The sequence below is a fragment of the Cellulomonas endometrii genome, assembly GCF_949769265.1.
Classification (GTDB): domain Bacteria; phylum Actinomycetota; class Actinomycetes; order Actinomycetales; family Cellulomonadaceae; genus Cellulomonas; species Cellulomonas endometrii.
In genome coordinates this window covers 1-17,414 of sequence record NZ_CATKPC010000020.1, presented here as the reverse complement: position 1 = coordinate 17,414, position 17,414 = coordinate 1, and the positions used below count along the sequence as shown (strand labels likewise).

The 17,414-nt window shown below is 76.2% G+C and carries 17 protein-coding genes and 1 riboswitch; of the genes, 6 read left to right on the top strand and 11 right to left on the bottom strand.

Annotation, left to right across the window (positions count from 1 at the left end; translation table 11 throughout):
* Positions 1–86: 86 nt before the first annotated feature.
* A riboswitch (glycine riboswitch) is annotated at positions 87–223 on the bottom strand.
* Between the two features lie 30 nt (positions 224–253).
* The 4 genes from QNH85_RS17005 to QNH85_RS16990 all read right to left on the bottom strand — a co-directional run bounded on the left by QNH85_RS17005 (position 254) and on the right by QNH85_RS16990 (position 3,664).
* Positions 254–820: an ACT domain-containing protein gene (locus tag QNH85_RS17005; RefSeq protein ID WP_282948299.1), complete on the bottom strand. Its 567-nt coding sequence runs from the start codon at positions 818–820 to the stop codon at positions 254–256.
* Positions 817–1,911 (bottom strand): lactate/malate family dehydrogenase, encoded by a 1,095-nt coding sequence (locus QNH85_RS17000; protein ID WP_282948297.1) that lies wholly within the window; start codon positions 1,909–1,911, stop codon positions 817–819. The genes QNH85_RS17005 and QNH85_RS17000 overlap by 4 nt, the downstream gene beginning before the upstream one ends.
* Before the next feature lie 54 nt (positions 1,912–1,965).
* Positions 1,966–2,391, bottom strand: a complete 426-nt coding sequence (locus tag QNH85_RS16995) for a TFIIB-type zinc ribbon-containing protein (protein ID WP_282948295.1) — start codon at positions 2,389–2,391, stop codon at positions 1,966–1,968.
* 88 nt (positions 2,392–2,479) lie between these two features.
* Positions 2,480–3,664, bottom strand: a complete 1,185-nt coding sequence (locus QNH85_RS16990) for a pyridoxal phosphate-dependent aminotransferase (RefSeq protein ID WP_282948294.1) — start codon at positions 3,662–3,664, stop codon at positions 2,480–2,482.
* A 91-nt stretch (positions 3,665–3,755) separates the two neighbouring features.
* Between QNH85_RS16990 and QNH85_RS16985 the strand changes: the two genes are divergently transcribed.
* Entirely contained in the window at positions 3,756–4,550 is a 795-nt protein-coding gene (locus QNH85_RS16985) for an alpha/beta fold hydrolase (RefSeq protein ID WP_282948293.1), read from the top strand.
* Between the two features lie 40 nt (positions 4,551–4,590).
* Here QNH85_RS16985 and QNH85_RS16980 read toward each other — a convergent pair whose 3' ends face one another.
* Both QNH85_RS16980 and QNH85_RS16975 read right to left on the bottom strand, forming a co-directional pair.
* On the bottom strand, positions 4,591–5,103 hold the full coding sequence (locus QNH85_RS16980; protein ID WP_282948369.1) for a low molecular weight protein-tyrosine-phosphatase: 513 nt from the start codon (positions 5,101–5,103) through the stop codon (positions 4,591–4,593).
* A 26-nt stretch (positions 5,104–5,129) separates the two neighbouring features.
* Positions 5,130–5,648 carry a GNAT family N-acetyltransferase gene (locus tag QNH85_RS16975; RefSeq protein WP_282948292.1) on the bottom strand — a complete coding sequence of 173 codons (519 nt, stop codon included), beginning with the start codon at positions 5,646–5,648 and terminating at the stop codon, positions 5,130–5,132.
* 135 nt (positions 5,649–5,783) lie between these two features.
* On the opposite strand from QNH85_RS16975, the gene QNH85_RS16970 reads away from it, so the two are divergent.
* The gene (locus tag QNH85_RS16970; protein ID WP_282948291.1) at positions 5,784–6,668 is read left to right on the top strand and encodes an SDR family oxidoreductase; all 885 of its coding nucleotides are present in this window, start codon (positions 5,784–5,786) and stop codon (positions 6,666–6,668) included.
* Positions 6,669–6,837: 169 nt separating this feature from the next.
* On the opposite strand, the gene map is transcribed toward QNH85_RS16970, so the two are convergent.
* The 3 genes from map to QNH85_RS16955 are packed head-to-tail and all read right to left on the bottom strand — an operon-like array spanning position 6,838 to position 9,055.
* Positions 6,838–7,608 (bottom strand): type I methionyl aminopeptidase, encoded by a 771-nt coding sequence (gene map / locus QNH85_RS16965; RefSeq protein WP_282948290.1) that lies wholly within the window; start codon positions 7,606–7,608, stop codon positions 6,838–6,840.
* 9 nt (positions 7,609–7,617) lie between these two features.
* Positions 7,618–8,205, bottom strand: coding sequence for a TetR/AcrR family transcriptional regulator (locus tag QNH85_RS16960; RefSeq protein WP_282948289.1), 588 nt, complete (start codon positions 8,203–8,205; stop codon positions 7,618–7,620).
* A complete protein-coding gene (locus tag QNH85_RS16955; protein WP_282948288.1) occupies positions 8,198–9,055 on the bottom strand; it encodes an alpha/beta fold hydrolase in 858 nt (285 codons plus the stop codon). Before QNH85_RS16955 ends, QNH85_RS16960 begins: the two co-directional genes overlap by 8 nt.
* A gap of 61 nt (positions 9,056–9,116) precedes the next feature.
* Here QNH85_RS16955 and QNH85_RS16950 point away from each other — a divergent pair, with 61 nt between their 5' ends.
* Entirely contained in the window at positions 9,117–9,695 is a 579-nt protein-coding gene (locus tag QNH85_RS16950) for a GNAT family N-acetyltransferase (protein WP_282948368.1), read from the top strand.
* Between the two features lie 7 nt (positions 9,696–9,702).
* Here QNH85_RS16950 and QNH85_RS16945 read toward each other — a convergent pair whose 3' ends face one another.
* Entirely contained in the window at positions 9,703–10,584 is an 882-nt protein-coding gene (locus QNH85_RS16945) for a sulfurtransferase (protein WP_282948287.1), read from the bottom strand.
* Between the two features lie 415 nt (positions 10,585–10,999).
* Here QNH85_RS16945 and QNH85_RS16940 point away from each other — a divergent pair, with 415 nt between their 5' ends.
* Positions 11,000–11,638, top strand: a complete 639-nt coding sequence (locus QNH85_RS16940; protein WP_213284429.1) for an NADPH-dependent F420 reductase — start codon at positions 11,000–11,002, stop codon at positions 11,636–11,638.
* 27 nt (positions 11,639–11,665) lie between these two features.
* Here the strand turns inward: QNH85_RS16940 and QNH85_RS16935 are convergent, their stop codons facing one another.
* Positions 11,666–12,061, bottom strand: a complete 396-nt coding sequence (locus QNH85_RS16935) for a winged helix-turn-helix domain-containing protein (protein ID WP_282948286.1) — start codon at positions 12,059–12,061, stop codon at positions 11,666–11,668.
* Between the two features lie 222 nt (positions 12,062–12,283).
* Here QNH85_RS16935 and QNH85_RS16930 point away from each other — a divergent pair, with 222 nt between their 5' ends.
* Complete coding sequence (locus tag QNH85_RS16930; RefSeq protein WP_282948285.1) at positions 12,284–14,686, top strand: Ig-like domain-containing protein; 2,403 nt, start codon at positions 12,284–12,286, stop codon at positions 14,684–14,686.
* Between the two features lie 206 nt (positions 14,687–14,892).
* The gene (locus tag QNH85_RS16925) at positions 14,893–17,154 is read left to right on the top strand and encodes a hypothetical protein (protein ID WP_282948284.1); all 2,262 of its coding nucleotides are present in this window, start codon (positions 14,893–14,895) and stop codon (positions 17,152–17,154) included.
* Positions 17,155–17,414 lie beyond the last annotated feature (260 nt).

Sequence of the window (17,414 nt, the reverse complement as noted above, 5' to 3'; positions counted from 1 at the left end):
CCGGTCCGCCAGTGCCCGTCAGGGCCGGGGCGCGCCGACTTGCACCGTCGGTGGACCGGCCGAGGCCGGTCGCTTTCCAGAGTTGCCTCGCCACGACGGTACGGGGGCCTGAGAGTTTCCCGGGGAGGGTTGCTCCTTCGGCGCCTCGCGTCCGGCCGTGCGTGCCCGACCCGGAAGGGCGGGCGCGCGGGGCCGTGCGGGAGGGCTCTCCCGCCGCGGTTCGAGCAGCGTGTTGAGTTGTCTGCGCGCCAGCCTAGCCGGGCCCGGGCGCGGCGTCTGCCCCCGGGACCCCGTCGGGGCGCGCCACCTCGGCGGCGTCCGCCGCGACCCCCGGGGGCGGCAGCAGCACCGTGGCCGTCGACAGGGCGCCGAGGGCGCGGGCGTCCGCCACGACGCGCTCGACGTCGCGCAGCGTGCCCTCCACGAGCACCGGCTGACCCACGCCGGGGTCGCCCGACCAGCGCACCGCGGCGGCGGCGGGCGGCGCGAAGCCGTCCGCGGTCGCGGACAGGTGCACGACCGCCGCCGCACGCACCGTGGGGTCCTCCGCCCGCCGGACCTCCGCCGAGCGCACCGCCGCCAGCCGCCGCACCGTGCGCATCAGCAGCCGCTGCCGGCGCTCGGAGGCGGTGAACGTGACGACGATCAGGCCGACCCCGTCCGCGACGTCGCCCGTGCTGAGCGAGTCGAACGAGACGCCCCGGGTCGAGAACACGCCGGCGACCGCCGTCAGCGTCCCGGTCGCGTCCGCGCCGGCCACGAACGCCACCCAGCGCGGGTCGTCCGCCGCGCTGCCCACGGTCCCCACGGTCGCGGTCACCGGTCGCCCCCGTCCGCCGCGCTGCCCAGGTCCCACGCCCGCAGCATGGCGTCGATCCGCCCGGCCGAGGCCAGCAGCCGTCGCGCCTCGTCGGGGTCCGGCTCGTCCAGCAGCACCCGCGTCCACCCCTCCGGCCCCAGCACCACGGGCACCCCCAGCACCCCGCGCAGCGGCGTCCCGGCGACCGCGACCTCCCCGTCCAGCGCGACCTGCCCGGCGACGACGATGTCGCGCCCGTCGAGGATCGTGTCCACCAGGTCGACCGTCGCGTTCGCGGTGGCCGCCGCCGTCTTGGCGCCGCTCTGGTGGGTCAGCCACGGCCGCGCGACGCCCCGCAGGTCCGGCGGCCAGGACTCGATCAGGTCGAACGCCGCCGCGACGTCGTCCGCCATCAGCCCCGCCAGCGTCTCCTTCGCCGCGTCGATCTCCGCGGCGAACCCGTCCAGCGACCGCCCGCCGCGCAGCCCCGCGACGGCCCGCCGGCGCTCGTCCGCGTCGAGCCCGCTGATCCGCACGGTCGACCACAGCGGCACGAGGTCGTCCCCGTGCTGGCCCGCGACGAACCCGCCGACGCGGTGCCGGCGGAGGCCGAGCGACACCGCGACCTCCCGGCGGAACCGCAGCGTGTCGAGCCATGCGCCCATCCCGATGACCCGGTGCCGGCCGAGCTCGCGCGCGACGACCGCGACGCCCAGCTCGACGGGGTTGGACACCACCACGACGACCTCGTGGCCGGACCCGTGCTCCGCGATCGCCCGGGCGTACGACGCGAACACCGCGTGGTTCTCGGCCGCGAGCGCCGCCCGGTCCGTGCTCGCACCCGCCCGCGCCGGCGCCGTGCGGCCGGCGGTCAGCACGATCACGTCGGCGACCACGTCGTCCGGGTCCAGCGCGACGTCGATCAGCGGCGCGTGCTCGTCGTAGGCGTCGACCAGGTCGGCCCGCAGGCCGTAGGACGCGCGGCCCGACGCACCCCCGGGCCGCCCGACCAGCTGCAGCCGCGACGTCGTCGGCAGCACCCGCCGCTCGATGAGCTGGGCGCACACCTGGCGCCCCACGTCCCCTGTCGCACCCAGCACCGCCACGTCCACGCGCCCGAGACTAGGTCAGCCGCATGACGGCCGCGTGACGGCCCCGACGCGGGATCAGTCGAAGTCGAGCAGGTCGCCGAGCCAGGACTCGCGCTTCTTCTTCCGGCCGTACGGGGAGCGCGGGTCGCGGACGCCGCCGCGCTCGTCGTACCGGCGGTCGCCCTCGCGGTACCGGTCGTCGCGGGACCGGTCGTCGCGATACCGGTCGTCCCGGTAGCCGTCCTCCCGGTAGCCGCCGTAGCCGGGCACGGGGGTGGTCGGGAACCGCTCGAACCCGCGGTCGGGCGCGGCTGCGGGCGGCGGGACGGGCGCGGCGGCGGGTGCCGGAGCCGCGCCGGCGCCCAGGCTCGCGGCGCGGTCGAGGATCTTGTCGAGCTCCCCGCGGTCCAGCCAGATCCCGCGGCACGACGGGCAGTAGTCGATCTCGACGCCCTGCCGCTCCGCCATCACCAGCTCGGCCCCGTCGGTGGGACACCTCATGTCGTCCTCCTCGCCTCGTCGCGCCGGTGGCCGGCGCAGCGCTCGGGGTGCCGAACGAACGACCCGGACCGTGGGTTCCGCGCGCCGCTCAGAGACCGGCCTGCCAGGCGACGACGCGGTCGACCGCCTCGGCCACCACCGACGGTGCCGACGCGAACGACAGCCGCACCCAGTCGTGGCCGTCCACGTGGTCGAAGTCCGTCCCGGGCGTCAGCGCGACGCCGGCCTCGTCCAGCAGGCGCGCGCACCACGTGCGGGAGTCCAGCCCCGACGCCGAGACGTCCGCGTAGACGTAGAACGCCCCGTCCGCCGGCGCGACGCGGGACCAGCCCAGCTCGGGCAGCCGGTCGAGCACGGTGCGCCGGGACGCGGCGTACTGCGCGACGTTCGCCTCCGCTGCGGCGTACCCCTCCGGCGTGAACGCCGCGACCCCGGCGTGCTGCGCGAGCGCGGGCGGGCACAACGCCACGTTCCCGGCCAGCGCGTCGACCGGCCGGACCAGGTCGTCCGGCAGCACCAGCCAGCCGAGCCGCCAGCCGGTCATCGCCCAGAACTTCGAGAACGAGTTCACCACCACGACGCCGGAGGCGAGGGCGGTCGCGGCGGTCGGCGCCCCGGCGGGGCCCGGCTCGGCGGCAGCCGCGTCGGCGTAGGTGATGCCGTGGTAGATCTCGTCGGACACCAGCCGGACGCCGTGCTCCGCGCACCACTGCACGAGCGCGTCCAGCGAGGCCCGGTCGACGAGCGTCCCGGTGGGGTTCGCCGGGCCCGCGACGACCAGCCCGTCGATCGGCGCGTCCAGCGCCTCCAGCTGCTCGACGGTCGGCTGGTACCGCGTCTCCGGCCCGCAGGGCAGCTCGACGACCTCGCACCCCAGCGACGCGAGGATGTTCTTGTACGCCGGGTAGCCCGGGCGGGCGAGCGCCACGCGGTCACCGACGTCGAACGCCGCCAGGAACGCGAGCATGAACCCGCCGGACGACCCGGTCGTCACCGCGACCCGCGCCGGGTCGACGTCCAGGCCGTACCAGGAGCGGTAGTGCCCGGCGATCGCCGCCCGCAGCGCCGGCGAGCCCATCGCCTCCGTGTACCCGAGGTCGCCGCCCGCCAGCAGCTGCACCGCGCGCTCGCGCACCACGTCGGACGCGCCGGTCGACGGCTCCCCGACGCAGAGGTTGAGCACCGACTGGCCCGCCGCCCGGCGCGCGTTCGCCGCGGCGACGATGTCCATGACCGCGAACGGGGGCACGTGCGAGCGCCTCGACACCTTCATGCGGCCATCCTGCCCCGGCCGCCCGCGCGGCGCGCTGCTCCCGCGCGCTGCTCCGTCCCCGGCGCGAGCTCCCGGGCCCTACCGTGGCGTCGTGCCCGACCTGCTGCTCGACCGCCCCGGCGCCCGCATCGCCTGGTCCCCGGACGCCGGCGCCCCGGGGCCTGTGGTCGTCGCCGCGCACGGCCTCACCGCCAGCCGCGCGGCCGACGACGCGCGCGGGGTGTTCGACTGGAGCCCTCTCGCCGGGCGCGGTCGCCTGGTCCGGTACGACGCCCGCGGGCACGGGCGGTCGACGGGCGAGCCCGTGGCGGAGCAGTACACGTGGCGGTCCCTCGCCGGCGACCTGCTCGCGCTCGTGGACGCGGTGTCGCCGGACGCGCCCGTGGACGCCGTCGGCGCGTCGATGGGCACGGCGACGATCCTCTGGGCGGCGACCCTCCGCCCGGACCGGTTCCGCCGGCTCGTCCTCACCATCCCGCCGACGGCGTGGGCGACCCGCGCCGCGCAGACCGAGGGCTACGAGATCGGCGCCCGCACGATCGAGCGGCACGGCCTCGCGGTGTGGGAGCGTGCCGCCGCCGCGCAGCCGCAGACGCCGGTCCTGGCCCAGGGCGGCTGGCCCCGCGGGGGCTCCCCCGACGTCACGGAGGACCTGCTGCCGTCGGTCCTGCGCGGCGCGGCGCTGTCGGACCTGCCCGACCCGGACGCGCTGGCGGCGCTCCCCCACCCGGCGCTCGTCCTGCCGTGGACCACCGACCCGAGCCACCCGGTGAGCACCGCCGAGCGGCTGACCGGGCTGCTGCCGTCGGCGACGCTCGAGGTCGCGGCCACGCCCGAGGCGATCCGCGGCTGGGGCCGGCGCGCGACGGCGTTCCTCGCGGACTGACCGCCGGGACCCGCGGGGGGGCTCACCCCGGTCGGCGCACTCAGACCGTGGCCGCGTCCCGCCCGTCCAGCCCGGCACGCACCGCGTCGACCACCCCGTCCGCGGCCGCCTCGATCTCGTCCAGGCAGGTCTCGAAGTTCTCCGGGCCGCCGTACCAGGGGTCGTCGACGTCGAGCAGGTGCTCGTCGCGCACGTCGGCCACGCGCGGGGCGGCCGGGTCGAACGTCCGGAACATCACCACGCGGGAGGCGGCCTCGTCGTCGCCGGCGATCCGGCGCAGGGCGCGGGCGTGCGAGGCGGTCATGGCGAGCACCAGGTCCCGCTCCCGCAGGTCGCTCGCGCGCACCTGCCGCGCCGCGCGGTCCGGGACGGGGTAGCCGCGGGCGGCGAGGGCCGCGCGGGCGCGCCGGTCGATCGGGTTGCCGTGCTCCTCGTCGCTGACCCCGGTGGAGTCCACGACCACCCGGTCGCCGAGCCCCGCCTCGTCGAGCCGCGCGCGCAGCACGACCTCCGCCATCGGCGACCGGCAGATGTTGCCGGTGCACACCGTCATGACGCGGTACCGCCCGCGGTCGTCCGTCACGTGCCCTCCTCCGCTCCTGGTGCGCGCAGCAGCACACCCGTGCCGCCGTCGAAGTCGACCCCGGCGAACGTCCGCCCTCGCCGGAGCTCACGGAACCCGTGCCGTGCGTGCAACGCCAACGACGGGCGGTTACGGGCGTTGACGACGCTGTGCACGTCGTCGCCCGTCGACGCCCTGAGCTCCGCGAGCAGCGTGCTCCCGATGCCGCGCCGCCGCGAGCCGGGGTCCACGGTCAGGGCCGAGACGTACCGGCCGTCGGGGGCGTCGTCGAACCCCGCCCACGCCGCGAGCATCGCCCAGCCCGCGACCTCCTCCTCGCGCTCGGCCACGAGCACCAGCCGTCCGTGGTCACGGACCCACCCGGCGACGCGGTCCTCGACGTCGTCCGAGGGGCGTCCGCGCGTGGCCGCGACGGCGACGATGCCGGCCACGTCCGACGGGCGAGCGGCCCGAACCCGGACGGTGGGGTCGGGGCGGCCGTGGGCGTGCGGCTGGTCCGGCGCGAACAGGGGCATGCCCTCATCGTGGCACCGCGGACCGCCCACCCACCGGCGCGCCCCCAGGTCGCCGTGCCCCCTCTGCCGTCGCGGCCGCGGGCGGCTACCGTCGCTGCCAGCCGGGCGCACCGCCCGCGGCGCCGAGGAGCTGACATGGACGACGACCTGATCGTGGTGACCGGGGCCTCCGGGCGCATCGGGCGGCGGCTGGCCGTCCGGCTCGCCGCGGAGGGCGCCCACCAGCGGCTGGTGGTGCGCTCCCCGGACCGCGCGCCCGCGCTGCCCGGCACGGAGACCGAGGTGGCGATCAGCCCGGGGTACCGCGACGTGGAGTCGATGCGGGCCGCGTTCGCCGGGGCGCGCAGCGTGTTCCTCGTGTCCGGGCGGGAGTCGGCGGACCGCGTGACCGAGCACCGCGCCGCGGTCGACGCGGCCGTGGACGCGGGCGTCGAGCGGGTCGTCTACCTGTCCTTCATGGGGGCCGCACCGGACGCGACCTTCACCTTCGCCCGCGACCACTGGGCGACGGAGGAGCACATCCGGGCCTCCGGGCTGCGGTTCACGTTCCTGCGGGACTGCCTGTACCACGACGCGATCGCCCGGTTCGTCGGCGAGGACGGCGTCATCCGCGGGCCCGCGGGCGACGGGCGGGTGGCGGCGGTCGCGCACGACGACGTCGCGGACGTGGCCACCGCGGTGCTGCTGGACGAGCGGCCGTCCGCGCACGACGGCCAGGCCTACGACGTGACGGGGCCGACGGCGTACACGCTCGCGGAGGCCGCGCAGGTGCTGTCCAGCGCCACGGGCCGCACCATCACGTACGTGCCGGAGACCCTGGACGAGGCGTACGCGTCCCGCGCCCGGTACGCCGCGGAGCCGTGGGAGGTCGAGGGCTGGGTGTCGTCCTACGCCGCCATCGCCGCGGGCGAGCTCGAGGCGACCGCGCCGACGGTGCGCCGGCTGTCGGGACGCCCCGCGCAGTCGTTCTCCGAGTGGCTCACGCTGAACCCCCGGGAGTGGGCGCACCTGCGGTCCTGAACCGCGGCCGAGTGGCGAGGGCGACGCGCGACCTCCCCCGAGCGCGCGCCACCCCCACCGGCCCGGAGCTCCTGGGGAGGAGGTTCCACCGAAGCATCACCCGCCCCGCTGACCGCGGGGAGTCCGCCGGGTGAACGCGCACCGTCGCCGCGGCGACCATCGGGCGCCGTCAGCGCGTGCGGGCGGTCAGCACCAGGGGCCCGTCGGGCGTGATCGCGACGGTGTGCTCCGCGTGCGCGGCGCGTGCGCCGTCGGCGGTGCGGATCGTCCAGCCGTCGGGGTCGATCTCGTAGTCGTCTCCGCCGGCCATGAACCACGGCTCGATGGCGATGACGAGGCCGGCGCGCAGCTTCAGCCCGCTGCCGGGGCGTCCCAGGTTCGGCACGTGCGGCTCCTCGTGCATGGTCCGCCCGACGCCGTGGCCGCCGAAGTCCGCGTTGATGCCGAGTCCGGCCGCGCGCCCGACCTCGCCGATCGCCGCCGAGATGTCGCCCATCCGGTTGCCGGGCCGCGCCTGGGCGATGCCCGCCGCCAGCGCCTGCTCGGTGACCTCGATGAGGCGCTGGGACTCCGGGTCGGTGGTGCCGAGCTGGAACGTCAGCGCGGAGTCGGCGACCCAGCCGTTCACCTGGGCCGCGAAGTCGATGCTCAGCACGTCCCCGTCGGCGAGCACGCGGTCCGAGGGCAGCCCGTGCAGGGCGGCGTCGTTCACGCTGGTGCACAGCACGCCCGGGTACGGCATCGCGCCGAACGACGGGTGGTACCCGAGGTAGACGGAGTGCGCGCCGGCGTCGTCGATCATCCGGTGGGCGTGCGCGTCGAGCTCCTCGAGCGTCATGCCCACGCGGGCGACGTCCTTCAGGCTGCTCAGCACGCTGGCGACGAACGCGCCGGCGGGACGCATCGCCTCGATCTCCCGGGGTGTCTTCAGCTCGACCACCCGGCCACCCTATGCGCGCGCCAGCTCCTGCACCCCGGCCACGAGCATGTCGACGAGGACGTCGAAGCTCCGGTCCAGGTCCCGCGGCAGCCGGTAGCCGCCGCCGAGCTCGAGCGTGACGAACCCGTGCACCCCGGCGCGCAGGGCCCGCACGGCGTCGACGGCCCGGTCGTCCGGCAGGTCGAAGCCCCGCAGCACGGCGATCATCACCTCGACGGTCCGCGCGCCGGCGGCGGACAGCTCCGCGTCGGCGGGGTCGTCGGGGTCGGGCGCGACCTGCACCGCGGCGTACCGGCCGGGCCGGGCGTGGGCGTACTCCCGCATCGCCTCCGCGAGCGCGCGCACAGCCTCGGGTCCGGACCGGCCGAGCGTGCGGTCCACCAGCAGGGACGTGAGGTCGCCGGCGGCCAGGACGGCGACGTCGCGCCGGAGCGCCGCCAGCGACGCGACGTGCTTGTAGAGGCTGGGGGTGGCGACGCCGGCCTCGGCGGCCACCTTGGCCAGCGTGAGGTCCGCGAACCCGGTGAGCCCGCCGGCGTCGACCAGGCCGAGCGCGATCCGGACGACCGCGTCCCGGGACAGCCCCGCCCTAGGCACGACGGGCCTCCGGGACCGGGGCGGCGTCGGCGAGGAGCGCGAGCACCGCGGCGGAGACCACCTCGGGCGTCTGGTGCTGGGGGTAGTGGCCGGCGTCGGGGACGAGCAGCGTGCGGGTGTCGACCACGGACGCGATCCACGCGAGCTCGGCGGCGGGGTCGGTCCAGTCGGGGTCGAGCGCCCCGACCACCGCGAGCGCCGGGGCCTGGATGCGGGCCACGCGCGGCTCGACGACCGCGTGCGTGAGGCCGAGGGCGAGCCGGCGGAACGCCCGCAGGTACCCCGGCCGGCGCAGGCTCGCGCGGATCGCGGCGATGTGCGCGGCCAGGCGCGGCGACCGGGTGCCCCTGTTGAGGACGCCGTAGTACGCGGCCCAGGCCCGGGCGCCCCAGGGCGCTGCCAGCATGACGCGGAGCACGACCCCGAGCAGCGCGCGCTTGGCGGCACCGCCCGGTGCGTCGCGCAGGAACGGGCTGATGAGCACGAGCGCGCGCACGAGCTCGGGCCGGTCCGCCGCGACGACGGCCGCGGCGGAGGCACCCATCGAGTTCCCGACCAGGACCGCGGGCCCGGCACCGAGGTGCTCCACGAGGGCGGCGACGTCGCCGGCGGTGGCCTCGTCGCCGTGGGTGCGGAACCCGGCGTCGGAGTCCCCGTGCCCGCGCAGGTCGGTGGTGACGACGCGGTACCCGGCGGCGAGCAGCGCGGCGCGGAGCTCGTCGTAGGTGGACCGGAGGTCGCCCATGCCGGGGACCGCGACCACGAGCGGGCCGGTCCCGGAGTCGTCGTAGGCCACCAGCCCCTCGGGACGCTGCAGGTGGAGCGTGCGCCGTGCTGTCGATGTGTCCATAGCCCACAGGCTAGTGCCATTAGCCAATGCGTGGCAAGTGCGTTCTGCCATCCTCGACCCCGTGCAGCACGACCTCGCCCTGGAGGGCCACGGAACCCGGCTCGTCCCGCTCGACGCCCCGCACGCCGAGGCGCTGGCCGCGTTCGTCGACGCGCGCGTGTGGGCGGGGATGTCGTCCCCGCTGCCCGTGGGGGTCGACGGGTGGCGCGCCGAGATCACGGCGGCGCAGGCCGCTCCCGGGCGTCTCGCGTTCGCGGTCCTGGACGCCGCGAGCGGCGAGGTCCGCGGGAGCACCTCGTTCTACGACTGGGACCCGCGCGTCGGCCGCGTCGAGATCGGGCACACGTTCTTCGCGCCGCGCTGGTGGGGCACGGACAACAACCCGGCGTGCAAGCTGCTGATGCTCACGCACGCCTTCGAGACGTGGGGCTGCGCGCGGGTCGCGCTGCGGGCAGACACCCGGAACACCCGCTCGGTGGGCGCGATCACCCGGCTGGGCGCCGTGCCCGAGGGCGTGCTGCGGAACCACCGGCTGGCACCCGACGGCACCCGCGGGGACACCGCGTACTTCTCGATCCTGCCGGCGGAGTGGCCCGCGGTGCGCGACGGGCTCCGGGCCCGGCTCGGTGCCACCGCCTGAGCCGGGATCAGCCGCCGGTGGCCACCGGGAGCGAGGTGGCCGCGTACTGCGACCAGCTCCCCGGGTGCAGCCGCGCCCGGCCCAGGCCGGCGAGCTCCATGGCGAGCAGGTCGTGGCACGCGGTGACGCCCGACCCGCACATCACGACGACCCGCCCCGCCGCGACCGCGTCGGCCGTGGCGCCCGCTGCGTCGAACCGGTCGCGCAGCCGCGGGACCCCGACCAGGCGACCCGACGCGTCGAGGTGCTCCCGGCACGGCACGTTCACCGCCCCGGGCACGTGGCCCGCGCGGACGTCGACGTCCGCGACCGCACCGCGGAACCGGTCGGCCGGCCGGGCGTCGACGACCACCGTGCCGGCGGCCCGCGAGCCCGGTGCGACGTCGCCCAGGTCGGCCAGCAGCTCCGCCGGCCACGGCTGCGCGGTGAACGACGCCTCCGGGCACGGGGCGACCGCCGTCGTGACGGGGCCGGCGACGGCGAGGACGTCGGGCGACAGGAGGCCGCCGTCGAGCAGCGCCGCCTCCCGGCCCAGCGCGCGCAGCATCCACACCAGGCGGGCCGCGATCACGCCGCCCGCGTCGTCGTAGGCCAGCACCGTCGAGGCGTCCCCGATGCCGAGGACCGACATCCCCCGGGCGAAGACGGCCGGCTCGGGGAGCGGGTTGCGGCCGCGGCCGGCTCCCGGGTCGCCGGCGAGCCACGCGTCCAGGTCGACGAACACCGCGCCGGGCAGGTGCCCCGCGTCGTAGGCGGCGCGCCCGGAGCGCCCGTCGAGGTACCACCGGACGTCGGCGAGGACGAGGTCGGGGTCGGCGGCGTGCTGGGCCAGCCAGTCCGCGCCCACGACGGGCGCGAGGTGCGGGGATGCGGGCGGTCCGGGGGTCACGGCCCGGACTCTAGGGATCCGCCGGCGGCGGCGGTGCGCGCGTCCCGCATCGCGGTCCGGACGACGGCGCCCGGGCAGGGAACAGCCCGTGGGCCGGGCCTCCATCGGGATGCCCTGCCGCGAAGGACGAGGTCGCGGCTCCCACGGGCTGCGGTGACTGCGGGGATTCGCTCGTCGCCGTGCCGGTCGGACCGGCAGGGCGGGCGAACGGATCGAGCAATCCGTCCGATGTGCTCGGGCGACTAGCGGACAGTCACCTCACGCGTCCTGGAAGACTTCATGTCTCGGACCACCTCCTTCCCGTGTGGAAAAACCGTACGACTGCGATCCGCGACCGGCCAACCGGTTTTCCGCAGAGCGGACACCCGGCCCGGTGACCTGGAACAACGAGGGCACCCAGCCCGTTGGCCCCGGCATGACCACGATCGGATTCATCGGCTCCGGCCACATCGGCGGCGCCCTCGCACGGCTGGCCGTCGAGCACGGACAGGCAGCCGTCGTCAGCAACTCCCGCGGCCCGCACACCCTCGTCGACCTGGTCGCCGAGCTCGGGGACAACGCCCGCGCCGGCACCGCGCAGGAGGCCGCGGCCGACGGGGACGTCGTCGTGGTGACCGTGCCGTTCCACGCCTACCGCGAGGTCCCGGCCGCCCCGCTCCAGGGCAAGGTCGTCATCGACACGAACAACTACTACTGGGAGCGCGACGGCCACGTCGCCGCGCTGGACGACGGCTCGACCACGAGCGCCGAGCTCCTCGCCGAGCACCTCGGGGGCGCGCGCGTCGTCAAGGCCTTCAACCACATCACCGCCGCGGACCTCGGCTCGAAGGGCACGCCCGCCGGGACGCCCGGACGCCGCGCGCTGGCGATCGCCGGGGACGACGCCGAGGCGAAGGCCGTCGTCACGCAGCTCATCGACCGGTGGGGCTTCGACGTCGTCGACGCCGGCCCGCTCTCCGAGGGCTGGCGGTTCCAGCGCGACATGCCGGCGTACGGCACCGAGCTCGACGCCGAGGGCCTCCGCGCCGCGCTGGCGCAGGCCACCCGGGACTGACCCGCACCCCGACCGGGGCGGCGGCGCTCAGTCCGCGTCGCCGTCCCGCTGCCCGGGCACGAGCACCTCGGGGGCCAGGCGGTACCCCAGCCCGCGCACCGTGCTGATCGACCCGCGGTCCCCCACGCCCTCCGCGAGCTTGCGGCGCAGGTTCGCCATGTGCACCTCGACGCTGCGCCGGTCGGCGTCCGTCGGTGACGGCACCGCGTGCGGCCCGTGCACCGCCACCGCGAGCGCGAGCTCGTCCTTCGACACCGGCTGGCCGGCGCGCTCCGCGAGCGCCACGAGGATCTCGAACTCGCTGCGGGTCAGCGGCACCGGCCGGTCCGCGACGCGCACGCACCGCGCGGGGATCTCGACCACGAGGTCGCCACGCACCAGCACCCGGCCGTCGTCGTGGCCGGGAGTCTCCCCGATCGCCATCGCCTCACCGTACGGGCCGTGCTCGCGCCTCGCGCGACGAGCCGTGCTGTGCATGCGCTGTGGGTGGTAGCACCTGGACCGTCGCAGCCGACCCTCAGTTTTCCTGACGCGTCGTGATCTCCCGCCGATCTGGGCCCCGATCGAACGACAGGCACGGGGACGTCTCCCCGTCCGAGGGGGGAGTTCCCAGTGCAAGCAGTGCGAGACGTGCGACGAGGCCGCGTGCGGCGGCCCGTCGCCCTGGCGACCGCAGCGGTCGTCGCGGCGATGCTGGTCCCGGCAGGGGCAGCAGTCGCCGACCCGTCCGACCCGTCCGACCCGCAGCCGACGACGACCACCGAGGTCACCGGCGACGGCGCGACCACGCCGGAGCAGCCGACGCCGGAGCAGCCGACGGAGGAGCAGCCCGTCGAGGAGCAGCCGCCCGTCGAGCAGACTCCGCCGCAGGAGGAGGGGCCGACGCAGGTCCCCGTCGACGGCGAGTCCGGCGGCTCGGGCTCGGGCGGCTCGACGCCGACCGAGACGGACACGGACAGCGGCAGCGGCAGCGACCCGGTGCAGACCGAGCCCGAGGTCGAGGTGCCGGCCATCCCGGAGGAGGCCTTCGTCGTCTCGGGCTACCTGGTGGACGAGCTCGGTGTGCACGTGGCCGAGATCGACCGCACCCTGTCGGTGGAGCACGTCGGCGAGGTCCCCGCGGGCGTGACGCTGTTCTACGCCTGGTACGCGGGCGGCGAGTGGCGCTCGGCGACCAGCGAGTACACGCCCTCCGAGGCCGACTACGGCAAGGAGATCCGCCTGGACATCGCCCAGCGCTCCGACGCGGGCTTCGGACCGGGCTACCAGCGCGTCATCACCCAGTACACGATCGGGGGCGACAACCCGAACCCGACCCCCGGCGACGGCGGCTTCGTCGAGGCGCCGGACGAGTGGACCGACTTCGTCTACACCGGCCTCGGCAGCAACGAGTGGGACGAGCCCGTCGCCGTGATCGGCGAGACCATCACCGCGCTGCCCACGACCAACTGGGAGCCCGGCACCACGTTCGAGTACGAGTGGCGCGTCGACGGCTACGAGGGCCCCGTGCGCGGTGAGGGCCCGTCCTACGTCCCGGGCGTCGAGGACCTCGGCCGGGAGATCTACCTGGTCGCGGACCCGTCCGTCCCCGGCTCCGACGAGGTGCAGTACGGCGCCGGTGGCCTCGTGGCGGTCGACACCATCGCCCCGAAGGGCTCCGACCCGGTCGAGCTCCCGGCGCTCCCGCGCGGCGACCTCCAGGTCTCCGGGATCCAGGGCCACGAGGCGCTCGTCGGGCAGACCCTGTCCGTCTCGCTGCAGGGCTGGGTCGAGGGCACCACGCCGGTCGCGTACCGCTGGAAGGTCGACGGTGTCGTCCGCGGCACCGCGCCGACGTTCACCCCGGAGGTCGCGGACCTCGGCAAGGAGATCTCCGTCGAGGTCGACGCGCACGCCGACGGCTTCTCCGACACCCAGGCCGGCCGGTGGCTCGGCACGGTCCTCACCAAGCCGACGGTCCTCGTGCCGTCGACGACGGTGGCGTACGGCAGCGACGCCGCCCTCTCGGTGACGGTCGCGGGTGTCCCCGGCGGCCCCACGCCGACCGGTGCCGTCGACCTGTGGCTGACCCCGCAGGGTGGTCAGCAGTCCTTCCTCGCGACCCGCGCCCTCTCCGCGGGCGCCGCCCCGTTCTCGGTGTCGTACCTGCCCACCGGCTCGTACGCCGTCGAGGCACGCTATCTGCCGGACGCAATCCTCTCCTTCCGCACCTTGGGCCCGGTCGCGCCGAACGCCTACACCGCGGCCACCGGCACCGGCGTCCTCACCGTGACCGCGGCGGTGCCGACGATCACGGCCCCCGCGACGGTGAACGTCTCCGTGGCGACCCGCGCCTCGTTCGAGGCGAAGGTCTCCGCGACCGACGTCCCGATGCCCGGCTTCTGGACCGTCCGCGAGGGCGGCACGGTCCTGGCCCAGGGCGAGGCGTGGGAGGACGGCACGTTCACCGTGAAGCTGCCGGTGCTCCCGGTCGGCTCGCACTCCCTCGTCATCGACGTCGCGGCGACGAAGTGGACCGCAGCCGCGTCGCGCACCGTCCAGGTGGTCGTCGCCGGTGAGCCCGCCCAGGTCGGCGCCGTCCCGACGGCCGAGCTGGAGACCCCGAAGGCCGCCACGGCCCCGGGGCAGCAGATGGAGCTCGTCGCCGAGGGCTTCCAGCCCGGTGAGACGGTCGCGTTCTACCTGCACTCCGACCCGGTGTTCCTCGGCACGGCCGTCGCCGACGCCAACGGCATCGCCCGCCTGCTGGCGGACATCCCGGCGAACGTCCCGGCCGGCGCGCACACCGTGATGGCGACCGGCGGCACCTCGGGCCGCTGGGCCTCGCTGCCGGTGACCCTGGCCGTGCCGGTCGTCGTGCCGGCGGTCAGCCCGGTCTCCGTCCCCGTGGCGGTCGCCCCGGCTGCCTCGGCCGCGGTGCCCTCCGCGAACGGTGACCTGGCCGTGACGGGCTCGCAGTCCGGCGCGATCGGCCTCGCCGCCGGGTTCCTCGTGGCGGTCGGCGGCGCGCTGGTCGTCGCCACCCGTCGGGCGCGCGCCACGCGCTGACCCGTGCCCACGGCGGCCCCTCGACCCTCACGGGTCGGGGGGCCGCTCTGGGTGCTGGCACCCCTGTCCCGGGTGAGGCTTCCGCAGATGCCTGATGTGTCGGGGACCGCGGTCGATAGGGGCGTCGTCCATGAACCGGCCGGGGTGGTCCCCCGTCGAGACGGGGGAAGCCCATGCAACGCGAACGACTGACCTGGTGGGGCCGCGTGCGACGCCCTGCCTCCCTGGTGGCCGTGGCCACCCTGCTCGCCGTGGGCGTCCCCGCGGCGTCCGCGTCGGCGGCGACCGTCGCCATCTCCGAGCCGGTCGCCGGCGCGGAGCGGGTCGACCAGAGCGCGACGTACGACTACACCTGCGACCTCGACGAGGGCACCGACCGGACGGGCGGCTTCTGGGCCCTGAGCTCGAGCAGCGGCCGGGTCTCCGGGGCCGAGCTGCAGCCGGACGTCGACACGCTCCTGCACCGCGAGGGCAGCTTCACGATCGACTACCGCGGTCTCCAGCCCGGGCAGTACACGATCACCCTCGCCTGCTACACCTCCTCCAGCGCGACTGCGTGGAAGACGCGGACCGTCACCCTCGCCGGCGACGTCGAGACCGTCACCTCCGTCGTCTCCCCCGGCACGGTCGTCGCGGGCCAGCCGGCCACGCTCGCCGCGACCACGACCGGCGTGCCGGTCGGCTCGCCGATCGAGTTCAAGGTCGGGGCGGCCGTCGTCGGCACCGCGCCGGTCGACGCGAACGGCCGCGCGGAGATCACCTACACCTTCACCGAGTGGTCCGAGCTGCGCGCGAACTACTACGGCGCGCCCGGGTTCAAGCCGTCGGGGTCCTACTCCTCGGTGGACGTCATCACCGACGTCACCGCCGGCGGCACGCACTACAGCCCGTTCCCGACCGTCGGTCAGCCGGCGTACTTCGAGACGACCGGCTGGAGGCCCACCGTCGAGCAGGGCCTGCAGCTGAGCTGGTCGTGGGCGCTCGACGGCGTGCCGGTCAGCGAGGACCCGACCTTCACCCCGCAGCCCGGCCAGGAGGGCAAGGTGCTGAGCGTGACCGTCACGGGCTCGCACCCGACGCTCGCGCCCGGCACCGCGAAGTCGGTCTCCGAGACCCTGGGGACGATCCAGCGCGGCACGATCGCGGCGGGCGACCTGGGCCTCGACGGCACGGTCGACGGCCAGGCCGTCCTCGGCCAGGTCCTGACCCCGCGGCCGTCCGGCTGGGCGGGCGCGTCGATCGCGTACGAGTGGTTCATCGGTGACAACGAGTTCTCCGTCCCCGGCGCCACCTACACCCCCACCGCGGCCGACCTCGGCAAGACCATCCGCGTCCGTGCCACCGTCACCGCCCCCGGCATGACGACCGTCCACGACGACGCCTGGGCGTGGGCGGCCGTGGCCACCCCGACCGTCACCGTCGGCTCGTCGACCGTCGTCGTCGGCCGCGACGCGGTCGTCCCGGTCAAGGTGAGCGGCCCCGCGGGCGCCCCCGTGCCCGCCGGCGACGTGCGGGTCACGCTGACCCCGAAGGCCGGCGGCCCGGCGATCGTCCTGGACGACGCGCTGCTGAACGGCAAGGGCTCGGCCTCCGTCACGGTCCCCGGCCTGGCCGTGGGCACCTACGCCGTCTCGGTGGCCTACCTGCCGACCCCGAGCATGCTCGCCCGGTACGCGGTCACGGCCGTCGACATGTCGACCAACCCGTACCTCGAGGCCCAGGGGTCCGGCGCCGTCACCGTCACCAAGGCCACGCTCGCCGTGTCCGCGCCGGCGACGCTCGACGTCCCGGTGGCGACGCAGGGCGCGCTGAAGGTCACCGTCGGCGGGTTCGTCCTGCCGCAGACCTTCGTCGTCCGGGAGGGCGAGACGGTGCTCGGCCAGGGCCAGCTCGCCGAGGACGGCGTCATCGCCATCGACCTGCCGGTGCTCACGCCCGGCACGCACGACCTCGTCGTCGACCTGCCCGAGACCGCCTCCACCCTCGCCGCCTCCGGCGCGGTCCGGGTGACGGTCGGGGGCGAGCCGACGCGCGTGGGCGCGCTGCCGACCGCGGAGCTGGAGACCCCGAAGGCCGCCACGGCCCCGGGTCAGCAGATGGAGCTCGTCGCCGAGGGCTTCGAGCCCGGTGAGACGGTCGCGTTCTACCTGCACTCCGACCCGGTGTTCCTGGGCACCGCGGTGGCCGACGCGAACGGTGTCGCCCGCCTGCTGGCGAGCATCCCGGCGGACGTCCCGACGGGTGCGCACACGGTCATCGCGACCGGTGGCACCTCCGGTCGCTGGGCGAGCCTCCCGGTCGTGCTCGCGGTCCCCGGGGCGACTCCGGCCGCGAGCCCGGCCGCGGCCGGCGACGACCTCGCCGTGACGGGTGCCCAGAGCGGCGCCCTGATGGCCGGGGCCTGGCTCCTGCTGCTGGTCGGGGCCGGCCTGGTGGTCGTCGCCCGCCGGGTGCGCACCGCCCGCTGACGCACGTGCCACGGCGGCCCCCCGACCCCCGCGGTCGGGGGGCCGTCGTCGTCCGCGCGGCAAAGAGGTCGACGACCCCGCCGGGGGTGGTGGCAGAATCACTCCGGTGCCGCGGGACCGCCGCGGCCGATCAGCACGGAGCTCGAGGGAGCAGGCGCATGCGCGCAGGGAGCGAGGCCGGCCGTCACGGCCACCTTGCGTGACGCGACGTCACCCGTCGCGCCCCGCTGACCCACCCGCCCGCCGCGCCCTCCGGCGCG